18 protein-coding genes are annotated in these 15,396 nt (G+C 67.9%); 9 read left to right on the top strand and 9 right to left on the bottom strand.

Annotation, left to right across the window (positions count from 1 at the left end):
- Positions 1-2: 2 nt before the first annotated feature.
- Complete coding sequence (locus tag ACJX2R_RS14265) at positions 3-881, bottom strand: helix-turn-helix domain-containing protein (RefSeq protein WP_413100423.1); 879 nt, start codon at positions 879-881, stop codon at positions 3-5.
- Positions 882-1,132: 251 nt separating this feature from the next.
- On the opposite strand from ACJX2R_RS14265, the gene ACJX2R_RS14260 reads away from it, so the two are divergent.
- Both ACJX2R_RS14260 and ACJX2R_RS14255 read left to right on the top strand, forming a co-directional pair.
- On the top strand, positions 1,133-1,714 hold the full coding sequence (locus ACJX2R_RS14260) for a Uma2 family endonuclease (RefSeq protein ID WP_413100422.1): 582 nt from the start codon (positions 1,133-1,135) through the stop codon (positions 1,712-1,714).
- 34 nt (positions 1,715-1,748) lie between these two features.
- On the top strand, positions 1,749-2,036 hold the full coding sequence (locus tag ACJX2R_RS14255) for a transposase (RefSeq protein WP_413100421.1): 288 nt from the start codon (positions 1,749-1,751) through the stop codon (positions 2,034-2,036).
- Here the strand turns inward: ACJX2R_RS14255 and ACJX2R_RS14250 are convergent.
- The 3 genes from ACJX2R_RS14250 to ACJX2R_RS14240 are packed head-to-tail and all read right to left on the bottom strand — an operon-like array spanning position 2,006 to position 3,700.
- Positions 2,006-2,308, bottom strand: coding sequence for an antibiotic biosynthesis monooxygenase family protein (locus tag ACJX2R_RS14250; RefSeq protein ID WP_262703716.1), 303 nt, complete (start codon positions 2,306-2,308; stop codon positions 2,006-2,008). The two genes, ACJX2R_RS14255 and ACJX2R_RS14250, sit on opposite strands and share 31 nt — an antisense overlap.
- Positions 2,309-2,312: 4 nt before the next feature.
- Positions 2,313-3,323 carry an FAD-binding oxidoreductase gene (locus ACJX2R_RS14245; RefSeq protein WP_413100420.1) on the bottom strand — a complete coding sequence of 337 codons (1,011 nt, stop codon included), beginning with the start codon at positions 3,321-3,323 and terminating at the stop codon, positions 2,313-2,315.
- Positions 3,324-3,343: 20 nt separating this feature from the next.
- Entirely contained in the window at positions 3,344-3,700 is a 357-nt protein-coding gene (locus ACJX2R_RS14240) for an FAD-binding oxidoreductase (protein WP_413100419.1), read from the bottom strand.
- Positions 3,701-3,916: 216 nt separating this feature from the next.
- Between ACJX2R_RS14240 and ACJX2R_RS14235 the strand changes: the two genes are divergently transcribed.
- From ACJX2R_RS14235 to ACJX2R_RS14225, 3 genes are all read left to right on the top strand, one after another.
- Complete coding sequence (locus tag ACJX2R_RS14235; protein ID WP_413100418.1) at positions 3,917-5,428, top strand: helix-turn-helix domain-containing protein; 1,512 nt, start codon at positions 3,917-3,919, stop codon at positions 5,426-5,428.
- 267 nt (positions 5,429-5,695) lie between these two features.
- Positions 5,696-6,037 (top strand): hypothetical protein, encoded by a 342-nt coding sequence (locus ACJX2R_RS14230; protein WP_413100417.1) that lies wholly within the window; start codon positions 5,696-5,698, stop codon positions 6,035-6,037.
- 315 nt (positions 6,038-6,352) lie between these two features.
- A complete protein-coding gene (locus tag ACJX2R_RS14225; protein WP_086885537.1) occupies positions 6,353-7,117 on the top strand; it encodes a sulfite exporter TauE/SafE family protein in 765 nt (254 codons plus the stop codon).
- Here the strand turns inward: ACJX2R_RS14225 and ACJX2R_RS14220 are convergent.
- From ACJX2R_RS14220 to ACJX2R_RS14210, 3 genes are read right to left on the bottom strand one after another with little or no spacing between them, the layout of a single operon-like run.
- Positions 7,071-7,802, bottom strand: coding sequence for a type 1 glutamine amidotransferase (locus ACJX2R_RS14220; protein ID WP_413100416.1), 732 nt, complete (start codon positions 7,800-7,802; stop codon positions 7,071-7,073). The two genes, ACJX2R_RS14225 and ACJX2R_RS14220, sit on opposite strands and share 47 nt — an antisense overlap.
- On the bottom strand, positions 7,799-8,008 hold the full coding sequence (locus ACJX2R_RS14215; protein ID WP_413100415.1) for a DUF397 domain-containing protein: 210 nt from the start codon (positions 8,006-8,008) through the stop codon (positions 7,799-7,801). The genes ACJX2R_RS14220 and ACJX2R_RS14215 overlap by 4 nt, the downstream gene beginning before the upstream one ends.
- Positions 7,987-8,835, bottom strand: a complete 849-nt coding sequence (locus ACJX2R_RS14210; RefSeq protein WP_262703712.1) for a helix-turn-helix domain-containing protein — start codon at positions 8,833-8,835, stop codon at positions 7,987-7,989. The genes ACJX2R_RS14215 and ACJX2R_RS14210 overlap by 22 nt, the downstream gene beginning before the upstream one ends.
- A gap of 153 nt (positions 8,836-8,988) precedes the next feature.
- On the opposite strand from ACJX2R_RS14210, the gene ACJX2R_RS14205 reads away from it, so the two are divergent.
- From ACJX2R_RS14205 to ACJX2R_RS14195, 3 genes are read left to right on the top strand one after another with little or no spacing between them, the layout of a single operon-like run.
- Complete coding sequence (locus ACJX2R_RS14205; RefSeq protein WP_262703711.1) at positions 8,989-9,147, top strand: hypothetical protein; 159 nt, start codon at positions 8,989-8,991, stop codon at positions 9,145-9,147.
- A gap of 41 nt (positions 9,148-9,188) precedes the next feature.
- A complete protein-coding gene (locus tag ACJX2R_RS14200) occupies positions 9,189-9,419 on the top strand; it encodes a FitA-like ribbon-helix-helix domain-containing protein (RefSeq protein ID WP_191065189.1) in 231 nt (76 codons plus the stop codon).
- Positions 9,416-9,835: a type II toxin-antitoxin system VapC family toxin gene (locus tag ACJX2R_RS14195; RefSeq protein ID WP_413100414.1), complete on the top strand. Its 420-nt coding sequence runs from the start codon at positions 9,416-9,418 to the stop codon at positions 9,833-9,835. Before ACJX2R_RS14200 ends, ACJX2R_RS14195 begins: the two co-directional genes overlap by 4 nt.
- 8 nt (positions 9,836-9,843) lie before the next feature.
- On the opposite strand, the gene ACJX2R_RS14190 is transcribed toward ACJX2R_RS14195, so the two are convergent.
- Complete coding sequence (locus ACJX2R_RS14190) at positions 9,844-14,334, bottom strand: hypothetical protein (protein WP_413100413.1); 4,491 nt, start codon at positions 14,332-14,334, stop codon at positions 9,844-9,846.
- A 190-nt stretch (positions 14,335-14,524) separates the two neighbouring features.
- Here ACJX2R_RS14190 and ACJX2R_RS14185 point away from each other — a divergent pair, with 190 nt between their 5' ends.
- Positions 14,525-14,695: a hypothetical protein gene (locus ACJX2R_RS14185; protein ID WP_413100412.1), complete on the top strand. Its 171-nt coding sequence runs from the start codon at positions 14,525-14,527 to the stop codon at positions 14,693-14,695.
- A gap of 80 nt (positions 14,696-14,775) precedes the next feature.
- Here ACJX2R_RS14185 and ACJX2R_RS14180 read toward each other — a convergent pair whose 3' ends face one another.
- Entirely contained in the window at positions 14,776-15,372 is a 597-nt protein-coding gene (locus ACJX2R_RS14180; RefSeq protein ID WP_413100411.1) for a DUF308 domain-containing protein, read from the bottom strand.
- Positions 15,373-15,396 lie beyond the last annotated feature (24 nt).

Genomic DNA, 15,396 nt, shown 5'->3' with positions numbered 1-15,396 from the left:
CTCTACTCTTCGCCGTAGAGATGGCCCCCGGCTTGGATATTCCGGCACTCTTCGGCCAGCCAGGCGGTGGGGCTCACCCCGGTGTACTGCCGGAAGTCGCGCACCAGGTGGGAGTGGTCGCAGTAGCCGCAGTCGGCGGCGACCCGGGCCAGGTCCGGCGCCCGGCCCGCCGCGACGGCCCGGACCACCGTGTTCCTGGCGTGCTGGAAGCGCATGAGCCGCGCCGCCTGCTTGGGGCTCAGCCCCGTCTCGGCCTGGAACACGCTGGTCAGCCGACGAGGGCTGAGCGACACATGCTCGGCCAGGCCGGTCAGCGTCCCGGCCCCCCGATGCCGGGCCAGCCAGGCCCACGCCTCGCCGACCTCGCTCCGCACCGGCGTTCCGCCCTCACCAACGGCCGCGCGCTCCCGCAGATACGCGCCGAGCGTGGCGAACCGGTCCTCCCACGCTTGCTGCCCACACAGCCGCTCGCGAATTTCGGCGGCCCGCTTGCCCAGCACGTCGGCCCCGGAAGTGACCAGGTCGTCGTCGGAGGCGAGCGCACCCGCCGGAAGCCCCAGCAGCGTGCGCGCCGCCAGCGGATGTACGGCCAGCTGCACTCCGGCCTCGCGGCCGGGCTGGACGATATACGCCGGTCGCTGGTGCAGCCCGCCCACGACGATTTCGGCCCGCGAGGCATCGGGCCCCCGCGCCTGCTCGGGCGTGACGCCGCCGACGACAGGCCCGTCGAGGGAAAAGATCAGCGTCAGATAGGGCGAGGGCAGCCCCCGGTGCAGCGTCGGCGCCGCCCCCTGGGACCGATAGCCGACCGCCGTCACCACCATCCCCCCGAGCCCATGCCCGAGCCCGCCCCCGGCCCGCACGAACTCCTGGCTGCTCATGCGCCCAGTATCACCCTGCGGGCGAGCCCGTTCGGCGATCATGTTCCGCGTCGATTTCGCGTAGCTCTGCTTGAGCGGCGGCGCGCTCCTCCTCGGTGACAGGCCCGTGCTCCCCTTCGAGCCAGTCCACCAGCTCCAACAGCCCGTCCCGCGTTCGCCTTGTCACCATGCGTGCACCTTAGTCGCACAGGTAGTGGCCACTGAGAGCGGCTACGCTGAGAGCGCACCGCACCCGAAGGAGGCTCCCGGTCATGACCGCGACCCACGATCGTCCGCAGATGCTGCCGGAGGAGTTCGAGGAGTACGCGCGGTTGGCGGCCCGCGTGGCGGAGGGGGTGCGGTGGGAGTTCATCAACGGAAAGATCGGGGTCACGCCGGTGCCGGACGGCGATCACGGGCGGATCATCCAGTGGCTGGCGCGGATCTGCATTCAGACTCATCCCGACCTGTGGCTGCACGACCAGGGCCTCAAGGTCGAGACGTACCGCAACGGCCACGCCCGCCCCGACGGGACTCTCGCCCACAGCGACGCGTTTGTCGGCCAGGGGGAGTGGGCCGACGCCGAGCCCGTCCTGATGGTCGTGGAGGTCACCTCGTACGACTCCGACACCGACCGCAGGGACCGGGTGGAGAAGCCACGCGCCTACGCCGAGACGGGCATCCCGGTGTATCTGCTGGTCGATCGGGAGGCCGGTGAGCTCACGGTCTTCAGTGAACCCGACGGGGTCCGGTACGAGAGCACCAAGACCGTGCCGTTCGGCAAGCCGCTCACGCTGCCCGCGCCGGTCGGCGTCACGCTCGACACCGAGCCACTTCAGGACTGGGTGCGCTGAGGTCCCTGGCTCCGGGGGGTTGCGGTGGCCTGGAATGATTCCGTGGCATGTACACCGTTACCCTCGGGCGCATCCCTACGCGCCGCTGCTGGCCTCCCTGCCCCGCATCGGGAAGGTCAACCTCGGGCAGATCATCGGCGAGATCGGCCCGATCCTGGAGCGCGTCGAGTCCTGCGAGCAGTTCATCGCCGAGACCGGCGTCGCCCCCGTCACCCGAGCGTCCGGCAAATCCCACGCGGTGAGGTTGACTCAGGAACTCATGCGGCCAGACCCTGCGGGCGAGCTCGCTCGTCAGAAACCCTCAATGACGGCGTTCGCGTGAAACGCCTCAGGGGTCACTGCGAAGAAGGGCGCCATCGCGCTGGCGAACTTGACGAACCCCTCAGTTTTCGCGAACACCTCGGTATGGTATTCCAGCGACTCCCATTGAACGCACAGCAGGATTACTCCTTCCTTGTCAATGGCCCGAAACAGTTTCAGGTCCAGACAGCCTTTGTCCTCCTCGAGGATCGGCAGATGCGACCGGACAATGGATTCGAATTCGTCCTGCTTGCCCTCTGGCACCACTATTCGAACCATCTCCCAGACCGCCATGTGATTACCTCCTGAGTTCGCTCTGTGGTGTGTAGTTCTTCAGCATGTCACGGTCGGGGAGTGGGGTCGCGGTGAAGACGTGTTCGGGGTCGTAGGATTCCTTGGCCCTGACCAGGCGCTCCGGGTGGGCGCCGTAGGCGTGCGCGACCTGTTCGGCCTGGTCCGGCAGGAGGAAGTTGGGGTAGCCCCCGGGCAGAGCGAAGGGTGCGAGGGCGTTGCTGACGTTGTCGACCCAGTCTCTGTAGACGGCAGGTTCCTCATCAGGTCCGTGGCCCGCCGAGATTTCGACGGCCACATGGTTGGTACGCAGGCCGAAGGCGCTGTCGTCAGCACCTACACGAGTGGCGGCGCCGTGGAATTGACGCAACCCAATCCCTGCTCCGGGTCCGGGGCGTGTTTCTGCCCAGCCGGTCAGGAGGTCGATGATGTCGGGTGTGAGTTCGGCGATGTTGCGGGTGCGCAGCTCCCAGTGCATCCCGTTGGGGACGCTCTGATCGAACTGCCCCCAGAGGTCCTTCTGTGTGGTCGGAGCGACGGTGCTGTTGATCGGCGTGCCGAGTCGCTTGACTGCGCCGATGGCGGCATCGGCATGCCATGGCTCACCGGACCAGACCGGCACGACGACCAGGCACGGTCCGATATCGGGGGCGACGGTCATCTCGAGCAGGAGGGTGAGCCCGTCGGGAGCGTCGGCGATCAGTCCCGCGAAACGGGACAGCACGGTCGACGCTTCCTGCCAGGGGAACAAGGCCATGCCGCCGACGAGTCCGCGATCGGGGTGGAGGCGGACGCGCAACGAGGTGGCCACGCCGAAGTTCCCGCCGCCACCCCGCAGCGCCCAGAGCAGTTCGGGGTCGTCCTCGGTCGAGATGAGCCGGCCGTCGGCGAGTACGACCTCCGCTCCGAGCAGGTTGTCGGCGGCCAGCCCGGCCGTGCCCAGCAACGGGCCGTAGCCTCCGCCAAGGGAGAGCCCGGCCATGCCGACGACACCGGCGGTGCCCGCGGCGACGTTCATACCGTACGAAGCGACAGCCGCTATGACGTCACCGGCCCGGCCCCCCCTCCGATGACAGCCGTATCCCGCTCCACCCGTACGTCACGCATAGAGCCGAGATCGATCACCAACCCGCCGCGGAGCGCACGCCCGGCCCAGTCATGACCTCCTCCGCGTACGGACAGACCCACACCGAACTCCCGCGCGGAGGTGACCGCAGCGGCGGCCTCCACGCTGGTGCGGGGCCGTACGACCAGGGACGGTCGGGCGGTCACCGCACCGTTCCAGAGTGTTGTCGTGTCGGTATACGACGGATCGCCCGGACGGAAAAGGCGGTCGGCCCGCAACCGCTCGCTCAGGCGGCGGGCCAGTTCGTCTATCGCTTGCGCGGAACTCATAGTCGTCCCTAAGGCTGGTTGGGGGCATGAGCCATACGGATGTACACGGATGCAAGTAGCCCGCGGTTCAGAGGGCGGGCAAATTTTCGGCATCCCCGGCTTTCCCCTATCGGCCTGGAGCAGTCGGAGACAGACATCTCCCGCCGGTGCGGCGCGGGTGCCATCGTGAGATGTGCGAGAGGACAACGGGATGTCGGGCAGAGGGGGTACGGCGTCGTGGCGGACACGAAGGAGCAGCGGTACGTTGAACGGCTGACCGGGCTGTTGCGCGAGATGAGACGCCAAATGGCCCGCGACGCCGAGCCGGATGTGCGGGAGGTCCTGGACTGGCTGCACCAACAGACCGGCGCGGGCATCGGGCTGGTCGTGGACGATGAGGGCACGGTGGAATCGTCCACTACGGGATTTCCCCGGGAGATTCTGCGACCGCTCGCTCCGCTGCTCGCGCGATTATCCGGCGGGAAGTTGGCCGCGGCCGCGACCCAGACCGCTGTGTGGCACGTGCGCTGTGAAGCCCTCGGCGCGCATGGGTCGCGCTTGGTACTGGTGGCTGCCGCGCGGTCGGAGCTGAGCCCGGAAGCGGTCGCACTGATCTCGCACACTGGCAGCCTCATCACGCTCCTGCGCCGTGTCGGGAATGGCGACCGGGCCTGGCACGGCTTCCACGACAAGGCATACCAGGTGCGGTTCGCGGTGTTCCAGGCGCTGCTGGTGGGCGAGCCGATGCTGGCCCGCCGCATGACGACCGGTGCCGTTCCACCGTTGTTGGAGGCCGACCGGCTGCGGGTCCATCTGCTGCACTGTCCGCCGGCCGACCGCGACCGGATCGAGCGGGCCTACCAGGATCCCTCCGGCTACCACGGCCCGGATCTGATGGTGCGGTGCCCCGCCTTCAAGGAACATCTGATCTGTCTCATCACCGACGGACCCGGTGACGGGGGCGTCGGTGATGAGACACGCTCCAGCATCCAGCCCGGTGGCCGGGGCGAGACGCTGTCCCGCTTGGTACGCGACAACTCCGGTTATGCGCTGGGTGTCAGCGGCCCGCATCCGCTCAGCGCGACGGCCAGGGCCTACAGCCAGGCCGTCCACGCCCTGGCCGCCGCCCGCACCATGCCCGGCCGCGTGGCCGTCTATGCGGGAAAGACGTCGTTGGACGGTGTTCTGCCCCGGGAGCCCGCCCTCGCCTGGTCCCGTAACTTGCTGCGCCCGCTGGACTCTCTCCCGGCGCTCACCGTCGACGTCACCCGCTTCTTCATGAGCGCACCCCGAGCGGCTGTGGCCCGCTTTCTCGACCTCAGCCGCAACACCGTCACCGCCCACATCAGACGCGCGGAACGGGCCCTCGGCCTGGAACTGGCAGATGTCCGCTCTCGCGCCGCCGTCCACCTGGCGCTCGCTCTCACCAGCGCCTCCTTCGCCTCCGAACCCGTTGAGCAGCAACCTCCCCCGACTCTGGAGAGCCTGCTGCGTACCGAACGCGCCGCCGCTTGGGCCCAGAGCTTCCTCGGGACTCTGCACGCCCCGCAGCACCGCACCCTGCGGGCGTGGATCGACGCCAACACCGACGCGCAGCAGACCGCCCGCCGCCTCGGCATCAGCCGCAACACGGTCCGAGCCCATCTGCGCACCGCCGAAGCCGCACTCGGCCGCGATCTGCTCACCACCGGCGTCGGTATCCACGACGCCGTCCACGCCTTCCGTATCACCGCCGCGCGGGCCCTTTGAGCACCGTGCACAATTGGCGCCCGGAATTGAACACTATGCACATTGCTCAGCGGGTACGGCGTCTCCTACGGTTTTCATGACGGTATGACACTCCGGAAGGCCGTGGCCAGCGCTTTATGGCAGAGGTTTCAGCGTGCCCCCGGAACGACTCACCGCCAAGGTAAGGAACAGGAGCGCGAATATGGGAAATCGCTTCGAGAGGAGAGGCAATCGATGAAATCAGCCAAAGTCCGGGCTTCCCGGTTACGTAGTGGAGTTATCGTATCGATGGCCGCAGCAGGAATGTTTGCCGGTCCGTCGCTGGCGGTGGCCGACACTCCTTGGGTCTACGAATCGTCCAAGAGGCAGTGCGCGGCGCGGTGGCTGTCATCCCAGAACCAGTTCCGGATCGACGACCGGGACCTGAATGACGACGACTACTGCTACGTCGACTTCTCGTGGGTGGCCTCCCATGAGCCCGAAATGAGGAGGTCGCACCCGCAGGACGTCCCCGGGGCCAGGGATTACAGCGTGTCAGTGGGTGGCCGTGATGTCATCCATTGGCAGGTGTGCAAGGAACGCCAGGACGACCCCGACATTTGCTCGGACTGGCGTACGGACAGGACCTGATAGCTGTCCCCGGGCACCCGCAGATGCTGCCGGAGGAGTTGTGAGCACCAAGACCGTGCCGTTCGGCAAGCCGCTCACGCTGCCCGCGCCGGTCGGCGTCACGCTCGACACCGAGCCGCTCCAGGGCTCGGTGCGCTGAGGGGGTGTCCGCCGCGTGGCAGGGGCTCCGTCCCTGGACCCCCGGGTCTGGGGCGGAGCCCCAGTTGTGGGAAGGGGCGGGTAGGGGAACAGCTCGCCGCAGGCGTCACGCTCCGCCGGGCATCCCATAGGTCCCCGGCTCTGGGGGGTTGCGGTGGCCTGGAATGATTCCGTGGCATGTACACCGTTACCCTCTGGGAGTTCGCCGCGCTCGCGGCGGCATCCATACTCGTCGGCTTCTCGAAGACCGCCGTCAGCGGCGCCAATACCGTCAGCCTCGCGATCTTCGCGGCCGTGCTTCCGGCCCGGGAGTCGACCGGTGTGCTGCTGCCCCTGCTGATCGTCGGCGATGTGCTCGCCGTGGGCACCTACCGGCGGCACGCGCACTGGGGGACCCTGCTCCGGCTGTTCCCGGCGGTCGCGGTCGGGGTCGTGGTGGGGACGGTGTTCATGCTGTGGGCCGGGGACGCGGAGGTGCGGACCTCCATCGGCGCGATCCTGCTCCTGATGGCGGGCGTCACGGTGTGGCGGCGCCGTGCGGCCGCCCGGGCGGCGGCCCCGGAGGTCCCGGCCGCCGACGGGGCGGGCGCACGGCTCAAGGCCGGTTCGTACGGGGTGCTCGGCGGCTTCACCACGATGGTGGCCAACGCGGGCGGCCCCGTGATGTCGCTCTACCTGCTCTCCGCCGGTTTCCGGAAGCTCGGCTTCCTGGGCACCTCGGCCTGGTTCTTCCTGATCGTCAACGTCGCCAAGGTGCCCTTCAGCGTCAGCCTCGGCCTGATCGACGGCCGCTCCCTGCTGCTGGACCTCCTGCTGGCGCTCTTCGTCCTGCCCGGTGCGTACATCGGTAAGGCGTGCGTGGACCGGATCAATCAGCGGCTCTTCGAGCGGCTGGTCATCGCGGCGACGGTGCTGGGCGGCCTCCAGCTGTTGCTGCGCTGAGGACCACATCGGCGAAGTTCGCCGCCAGCCGCCGCGCCGTACGCACGGACTCCGGCTCCACCCGCTCGGCCTCGGCCCGGAGCGCACCCAGGTCCAGGCCCGCGTCGGCCAGGGCGGCTTCGTCCCAGCCGTCGAGGCGGTCCGCTCCCACCTCCGGATGAAACTGCACGCCCCAGGCCCGCTCGCCCATCCGGAACGCCTGCACCGGACAGGCGTCGCTCGATGCGAGCCAGACGGCGCCGGAGGGAAGCGCGGTGATCTGGTCACGGTGGTTCTGAATGGCCCGGAACTCACGCGGCACCCCGGCGAACAGCGCGTCGGCGTCAGCCTCGGGCCGCAACCGGACACCACATGAGCCCCGTTCGGGCCGACCGTGATCGCCGAGCACGGTCCCTCCCGCCGCCACGGCGAGCACCTGGGCTCCCAGGCAGATCCCCAGCAACGGGACGCCCTCGGCGATGGCACGCCTGGCGAGTTCCCGTTCGGCCGGTAGCCAGGGCGCGTACGCGTCGGCATCCGGTAGGAAGCCACCACCGAGCAGGACCACCGCGTCGAAACCCTCCGGGGACGCGGGGGCCGACGCGCCATCGGTTTCGACGACCGTCAGCCCCATCTCCTCCCACCACGGCAGGAGCCGCCCCGGCCCACTGCGTTCCGCGTTGCGGACGACGAGGAGGCGGCTCACATCCCTGCCTTCTTCTTCAGGCTGGCTATGAAGGCGCTCCACGAGTCGTTCGAGAATATGAGGGCGGGCCCGTCGGGGTCCTTGGAGTCGCGTACGGGGATGATGCCGGGGAAGTTGTCGGCGACCTCGACGCATTCGCCGCCCGCGTTGTTGCTGTAGCTGCTCTTACGCCATGCGGCAACTCTCAGGTCCGGGATGGTTGGCATGAGGACCAGTCCTCCATAGCGGCTCGGATCACCGCCTCGGAGTCGCGAGGCGGGAGGGCCATGGCCCTGAGCAGATCGTAGTTCTCCTGGAGCTCTGCCACTGCGTCCCGATCCTCGATGATGGTCCCGGAGCGACTGCCTTCTTCGTAGGCCACCTTCGGCGCCTCAGGCACCGTATAGAGCGTCAGTGAACCGCCTGCCTCCGCATGCTGGCCCGAGCTGAACGGCAGGACCTGAAGGGTTACGTGTGACTGTGTCCCGCGCTTGAGCAGGGCCATCATTTGTCGACGCATCCCCTCCGGTCCTCCGGCCGCGCGGCGAAGCACGGCCTCGTCGAGAATGAACCAGCAGTGAGGCGGCTTGACTTGGTCAAGTCGTGCTTGCCGCTCGATGCGTGCCTTCACCATTGCGTCGATCTCAGCGTCCGGAGCATGGCGGTTTCCGCAGCGCAACGACTCCCTTGCCAGGTCGGGTGTCTGAAGCAGGCCGGGGATGGTCGCGCATGAGTACTGCTCGATGGCAAGGGCGTGCCGCTCGAACTCGATCACTCGGCGGAACTTGCCCGGAAACGGCTCGTTCTTCGCCAGCGCGTACAGCCGCGCGAATAACCCGTCCGCCCCAAAGCACGCGTCCAACTTCGCCGGAAGGTCGTCGTACGGCAGGGACTCCGCCGCCTCGATCCGGGCCAGGTGCGATTTGCTGTAGTTGAGCACCTCGGACAGTCGCCGCAGCGACATGTCCGCCTTCTCGCGGTGGCGGCGGATCTCCGCGCCGAAGAGGTCGCGGGCCGAGCGGTCGGGAAACAGTTCGCGTGGCTGGAACGGCATGGTGTATCCCCTCTTGTCCCGCGATCTTGGCTGGGACTTGTCGCCTCTTTCCAGCCTATGCGTCGGAACGCAACGGTGTGTGCACTTAACGTAATTGGCCGACCGGAAAGACAGGTCAACGTGTTCTCACACACCGAATCCACCGCTCCACGGATGACGATGCGCGTCTACCGCGTCTCGCCGGACGGCGCGGTCGTCACGCAGGAGCTCGGCAGGGTCGTCGTCGTGGTCAAGGACAAGCTCGAACCCCTGCGGTCCAGCCAGTTCCCACCCTGCCGCTGCCCGCGCCACGGGGACGGTGCGGACCTGTGATGCAGCTGCATTATGCATGCAGCGCTGCTAAAATGCAGCGCATGACCGCTCTGACCATCCGCGATGTACCGGACGACGCCCTCGCCACGCTGAAGGCCCGCGCCGCGCAGGCTGGCAAGTCACTCCAGGCGTATGCGCTGGACGTCCTCGTCGGCGAAGCCTCCAGGCCCACCCTTGCCGAGGTCGCGGCCCGTGCCGAAGCCGAGGCCGGCGCGAGCCTGAGTACATCGGACGTGCTCGCCGCGATCGACGACGCAAGGGCGGGCCGTTGATCGTCATCGATTGCTCCGCGCTCGTCTTCTTCCTGACGGACGAGGGGCCCACCGGGCATGGGGTGCGTGAACGTGTCGCGAAGGAGGATCGGCTCGCCGCACCCCACCTGCTCGATTACGAGATCATGTCGGCGCTACTCGGCCTGGCGCGCGGGCGGCGCGGTGGTGATCCCAAGCTGAGCGAAAAGCAGCTCCGCAAGGCCGTGGCGACGTATCGGGACCTGCCGATTGACCGGCATGAAACGCTGATCCTGTGGGAGCGAGTCAAGGGTCTGTCGAGCAACCTGTCCGCCTATGACGCCCAGTACGTCGCGCTTGCCGAAAGCCTGGGCGTGCCGTTCATCACCAGCGATGCCAGGATCGCCAGGAGCGGGGTGGCGCGCTGTGAGGTCGAGACGCCTGGGACCTCTCCCTGACAAGGCGCTCACGGGGCCCCTGGGGGCGGGTTGCTGCCGTCCTCCATGACCAGGCCGGGGACTTGAGGCAGGGTGGCGCGGACGGTGTCGGCCACTCGTTGGAGGTCGACCCCCAAGCGTTCCAGTCGCCTTACGAGTTCGCCCGTCGGCAGGCCCGAGAAACGGGCGATGAGAAGGAAATCGGCGATGGGGCGGCGGAGGCCGAGGGGAAGGTAACTGGCCTCGTTGCCCCACTGGTGCTGTTCGGCGCAGAGGCGGCGGTCCACCTCGTCCACCTGGGCCGACTGGTAGTCGGGAACGCGGAAGCCAAAGGCGGACAGGCGCTCCGTGACCTCACGCGCCTCCAGGAACAGTCTGGCCGAGGCGGCGATCAGATGGTGAAGCGGTACCGGCTTGTCCCAGTCGAGTGGCGGCCATTCTTCGCGTGGATCGTCGCTCTTCAGTCCCAGGCTGACAAGGTCGGAATCGAATCTGTTCCCCTTCGCCGGCGCTGTGTCGAGGGAGGTGCGCAGACCGTACTGGGCGAGACGGTCGACGACGGCCGCGGGTGATACGCCGAGTTCGATGGCGATCTGGATCACTTGGTGAACCGGTACCGGCTCGTCCTCCGAAAAGGGGGTCTCGGAGGAGACGGTCGCCATCTTGAGCAGGCGGACATCGTTCGGCTCGGCGCGTGCGGGGAACGGAGGGTCTGGCGGTACGAGCCCGTAGGCGTGAAGCCGGGATGTCACCGCTGATGGTGAGAGCCCGGTCGCCACAGCCGCTTTCACCACGTGATCGACATACAGGTCGGTGTGGACTGTGAGCCAAGGGGCTTCGCCGTCAGCATCGACACTGAGGACTGCCCTGTCCGTGTCGTCCGCGTGATCCGGGAGAGCGGAGGGCGGGGCGAAGCCCAGTTTCTGGATCCGCCGGGCGACCTCGATGAGAGGAACACTCAGGTCGAGTGATGTACGGGCGAGCAGACCAGGCGGAATCGTCTCACCGTCCTTCAGGCCCTGCCAGTCTTCGATGTCCCAGCCCCACTCCGCGCCTTGTCTCAGGAGGTTGTCGGCCGACCGTTCATGGGTGGAGTCGATCTCCACGCGGTAACCGTAGGTTCGAAGTTCCTGTGTCACCTCCAGTACCGGGCGTTGTAACTTCACGGCCGCCCGGAGGACATGGTCGAGCGCGACGGGTTCGGACGGGTCCAGCCAGGGCCACTTACCGTTGAGCCACGTGCTGAGCACCCGCAGTGTCAGCTCGTTCGGATTCGGTGGCAACGCGTCTTCGTCCGGGACGGTGAAGCCCAAGGCTCTCATCCGGCGAACGGCTTCCTCCACGCTGATGTCAAGCACCAAGTTGGCGGTCAGGAGATGTCCCGGTGGCACCGGCTCGTCGGCTTCGATCCAGTACAACACCTCCGTCTCCCCGTTGCGGCTGAGTCCGTGAAGGTCATCGGTGAGCAGCGCGAGGCCAACCGCGTCGACTACGGGGGCGCCACTGGGCCGGGCCGGAGACGGCACGCGGAGCTGCTCCATACGCGAGACGACTTCTCCGTATGACGTCCCGCAGACGCTGGCTACGAAGAGCGCATGGCCCGGGGTGGCGAGTTGCATGGCCGTGGCGTCCTTGCCGGGCCACGTTCGATCATTCCACTTCTTGAAGTGGGCGGTTCGTATGAAGACGTCCGAGGGGAGGGCGGCGAGTACGCTCCTGACTCGGGCGAGTTCCGGCACGATCTCGACCAGCGCGGCCAACTCGGCGTTGGGTCGCTGGGCCAGTAAGCGCCACAGCAGGGTGGCGTCGTCCGGATGGCCGTACACGTGTCCCGACAGCGTTTCGCCCAGCACCGTTTCGGTCTCCGAGAGTCCCGAGTCGTCGCGATGGACGATGTGTATGTCCTGCGGGAAGAACCCGGCTGTGGCGACAGGCGAGGAATGGTCGTGCAATTCCAGCTCATGGCCCGCCGCTCCGGCCGCCTCGGCCACGATATCGGCGAGCCTGGGGCTGCATCCCGCGACATTTTCCAGCCAGTCGGTATCCAGCACCGGGGGCTCGGAGGTGAGCAGCGTCGGCAGTGCTGCCCTGATGAGCCGCTCCACCTCCAGGCAGACATCGTCGTCCAGGATCTCCGTGCGATCCACGGAAAGCCGCTTGGGGCGGCTCTCTCCGGTGAGGTTCACCACGGCACCATAGAGTTTGCCAAGACCATCCGGGTCGGTTAATACACCTCGCCGTACGCGGGGCTCGGCATAGATTCCGTCGACCAGGACGCCTCCGCCGGACTCGCACCAGACGACCTGACCGCCCCTGCACCCGGGACTCGCGGACCAACTGGCCAGTCGACCGTAGGCCTCGAAGCCGTCGTACCGGTATCCCGGTGCCTCCCGGGGGTTCATGACGCCCGGCGGCCACTCCGCCCGCTGCGTTCCGTGCTTCGCGGTGGTCCTGAATTCAGCGATGCCCAAGAATCTCCGGAGTTCCGTGACGCATGAGAGTGCCTTGTCGCCGTTCCGCAGATAGAGGCGGACTGTGGTCCCGATGGTCCCCGGTCGGCCGGTCGGGCGGATCCTGAAATAGTGTCCCGGCCCGGTGATGAGGACGGTGATCTCCGTCAACCTGCCGTTGATTCCATCCATGTGGCATGTGGTGACGCGGATTTCGTCGGCGAGCATGAAGTAACTGAGCACACCGATGCCGAATCTGCTGTTCGGGTAGATGGTGATGCCCTGGTTGTGCCACTCCTGTCGCTCTTCCTGATAGCGAGGAAGATCCGTGAAGCGGACCCCGGCCTGGGAGAAGACCTCGGAGAGCATGATCTCGTTCATGCCGACACCGTTGTCCCGGCAGTCCAGGTAGAAGCGGCCCTCCTCGTCGATCCCCTGATGGAACGCGATCCGACCCTGGTAGGTGTCGTCCTCCGGGCCGTTGCGGGCCTGCTCCCGGGCCCGGCGGTAGCGGCACGCGTCCAGGGCGTTCTGATACAGCTCGCGGATGGCGAGGGAACGGTCGCGGTAGAGGTTCTCGCCCATGAGGAGTTCCTGGACGCGTTCTTCGTCGAGCCGGAAGCGGATGACCCTGTCGGCGGACCCCGGCGTGCTGAGGGCGTCGACGTCACGTACCTGGTCGGCGTTGGTGTACACCGGGAGCGTGCCGAGCTCCGGTACGGCGGTCTGCCGTATGCCGCGCAGCAGCGACTCCACCCGTAAGGCGTGGTCGGTGAGGGCGGCCACAGTCGCGGGGTGGTCGCACTCCGCCGTGAGCCCGAGCACATCCAGGTGGTGGCGCCAGGACGCCGCTCGCACGGTGGCGAGGAGCCGGGCGGGATCGAGGGGGTCGGGGATTCCCACGTGCTTGACGATCGCCGACGACAGGTCGGTGACCTCGATCGCCAGGCCATGGGCCACCGCGATCACCAGCCCCAGCAACCGCTCTCGCACGTCCTGGAAGTCGCGGCCACCGAAGTCGAGCGGGAACACCTCATTGCGCCGGTGCCCCTCGTGGGCGGCACTGTGCAGCTCCTGCGGGGTCACACGGGCGGAGGAGAGCAGCCGGGGCAGCAGCTCCGGATCGAGTGCTGCCCCGATGTCGGTGCCGTCCACGTCCATGGCCCTCCGGAGCGCCTGCGGCTGTCCGGGCTGCCGCTTCGCCCACTGATGGAACAGCCACCACCCGATTTCCCGGCGTCCGTCCGGACGGTCGCTCAGATGGCCGAGTTCCGTCCGGCGCACAAGCCGTTCGTGCCCCCGCAGCAGCACCTCGTACGCCTGCCGCTCTGGATCGGCCGAGTTCATCTGCCGCAGGTCGGTCGGGCTGACGCGGGACAGCTCGGCGGCGGTACGCGTCCGGTGAACCTGGTGGAGGAAGGGGAGCAGCGCGAGCAGGGCGGCCTCGGCGGGAACGAGTGCGTCCTGCTCGTCGCGCCAGACCATGTGGAGCAGCTGATTGATCCTGCGGGCGGTGCGTGGTGCCAGGTTCGTGTCCTGCCATGGGTCGTCGGTCAGCGCTTCACGCGCCTCCTCGTACAGCTCGGCCAGACGACCGGCGACTCCCAGGGCCTGCTTCCGCAATGGCTCGGCCCGTCCCTCGTCGCCGGCCTTCAGCAGCCGCCATGCCCGGGAACCCGCTACCTCGTCCAGCCAGATTTGCCGAGCGTCGGTGACGCGGGGTGACAAGGAGGCGGGGGCGCTTCGCACGACTGCCCCCTTGCGGCGGGCGTCCCGCGCTTCTTTCGCCATTTTCTGCCACTGCTGTCGGCTTGGAAGGGTCGGCTGTGGCGTGGGGAGCTGCCTCGTCTTCGTCATGCGATACAGCGCGGACAAGAACGCTTCCAGGTCCTCGTCCTGGCGGGGAATCGTCCGGCCCGCGATCCAGTCCGCGATGGTGCTGTCCGCTGGAGGCCGTTGCGATCGAGGAAGTTCCCTCCTCATCTCCTCGCGCACATCAGCCGCGGCGGGGCTGCCCGCCAGCTTCATCAGGCGTGCCAGTACCTCCTCGTACTTCGGCGATCCCGCCATTGGCTCCCCGCCCCCGTCCGTGCTCGCCCCGATGCCCCCGACTCGGCCGGGTCGGCCGAGTCGGAACGTCGCACATTACCGCTCGGACCTGCGAGGTCATCCGAAATCACCAGGATCGGCCGACGCGGCGGTGAGGACAGGCCCGACACCATCAATCGACATCATCTTCCCGTGTTCCGAAGGAGCCGCAATGGACCCGCTTCTCGCCGCCGCTTTCTGCGGTGTCGTCACCATGTTGATCGTGGCTGGTGCGGCCGTGCTCGTCGTCCGGTCCGCCCTGGGCGGGGCCGAATCGCGGGATCGGGCACGGATTCTCGGGGCCGTGGCCGAGGTGGTGCGCGCGGTGCGCGGAAGGCGCTGATGTCGCGCTCGCGAGCCGCCGTGGCCTGCCCTGCCGCTGCCCGCGCCGCCGCGACGGTGCGGACCTGTGACGCCGCCGCGTCACGCCTCCAGCCCCACGCGTCGACCGCGGATGCTCAGGGTGACGACGGAGACGAGGAACCAGAAGGCGCCGAAGGCCGCGTATCCGGCGACGGTGGACAGGCCGCTCGTCGCCGAGGCGGACGTGGCGGCGACGGTGGCACCGGCGACTACGGACTGGCCGCCGCTGATGATCATGGGCCACTGGGCGCCGACGGCGCGCCTGCGGCGGATCGCCACGGCGAGCTGGATCGCTCCGGAGAGGAGGGCCCAGATGCCGAACACGAGGAGCGCCGTCTTGATGGTGGAGAAGACGGCAATGATCATTCCGGCCGTGGTGGCTAGGCCGAGAGCCACGTTGATGGTGCCGACGCGGTCCGTGGAGCCGGTGCCCGCCATACGAGGCTCGAGGAGCGTGGCGATGACGTCCCATAGGGGGTAGATGATCAGCAGCACGGCCGCGATCACTGTGGGCCGGTCCGTCGACACGAGCGAGGCGGAGGTCGCGAAGACGAGTGCTGCCCAGAACAGGGAGAAGGCGACTCGGATCAGGTAGAGCGATCGGAGCCCGGAGGGCGTCGCCGTGGTCGTGGGCGGAGTTACGGTGGTGTGAGTCATCGGGCGTCCCGTTGTGATCGAGAT

The sequence above is a fragment of the Streptomyces sp. Inha503 genome, assembly GCF_047215865.1.
GTDB lineage: Bacteria > Actinomycetota > Actinomycetes > Streptomycetales > Streptomycetaceae > Streptomyces > Streptomyces lycopersici.
The sequence above is the reverse complement of the archived record's forward strand: the minus strand, read 5'-3'. Positions and strand labels throughout refer to the sequence as shown.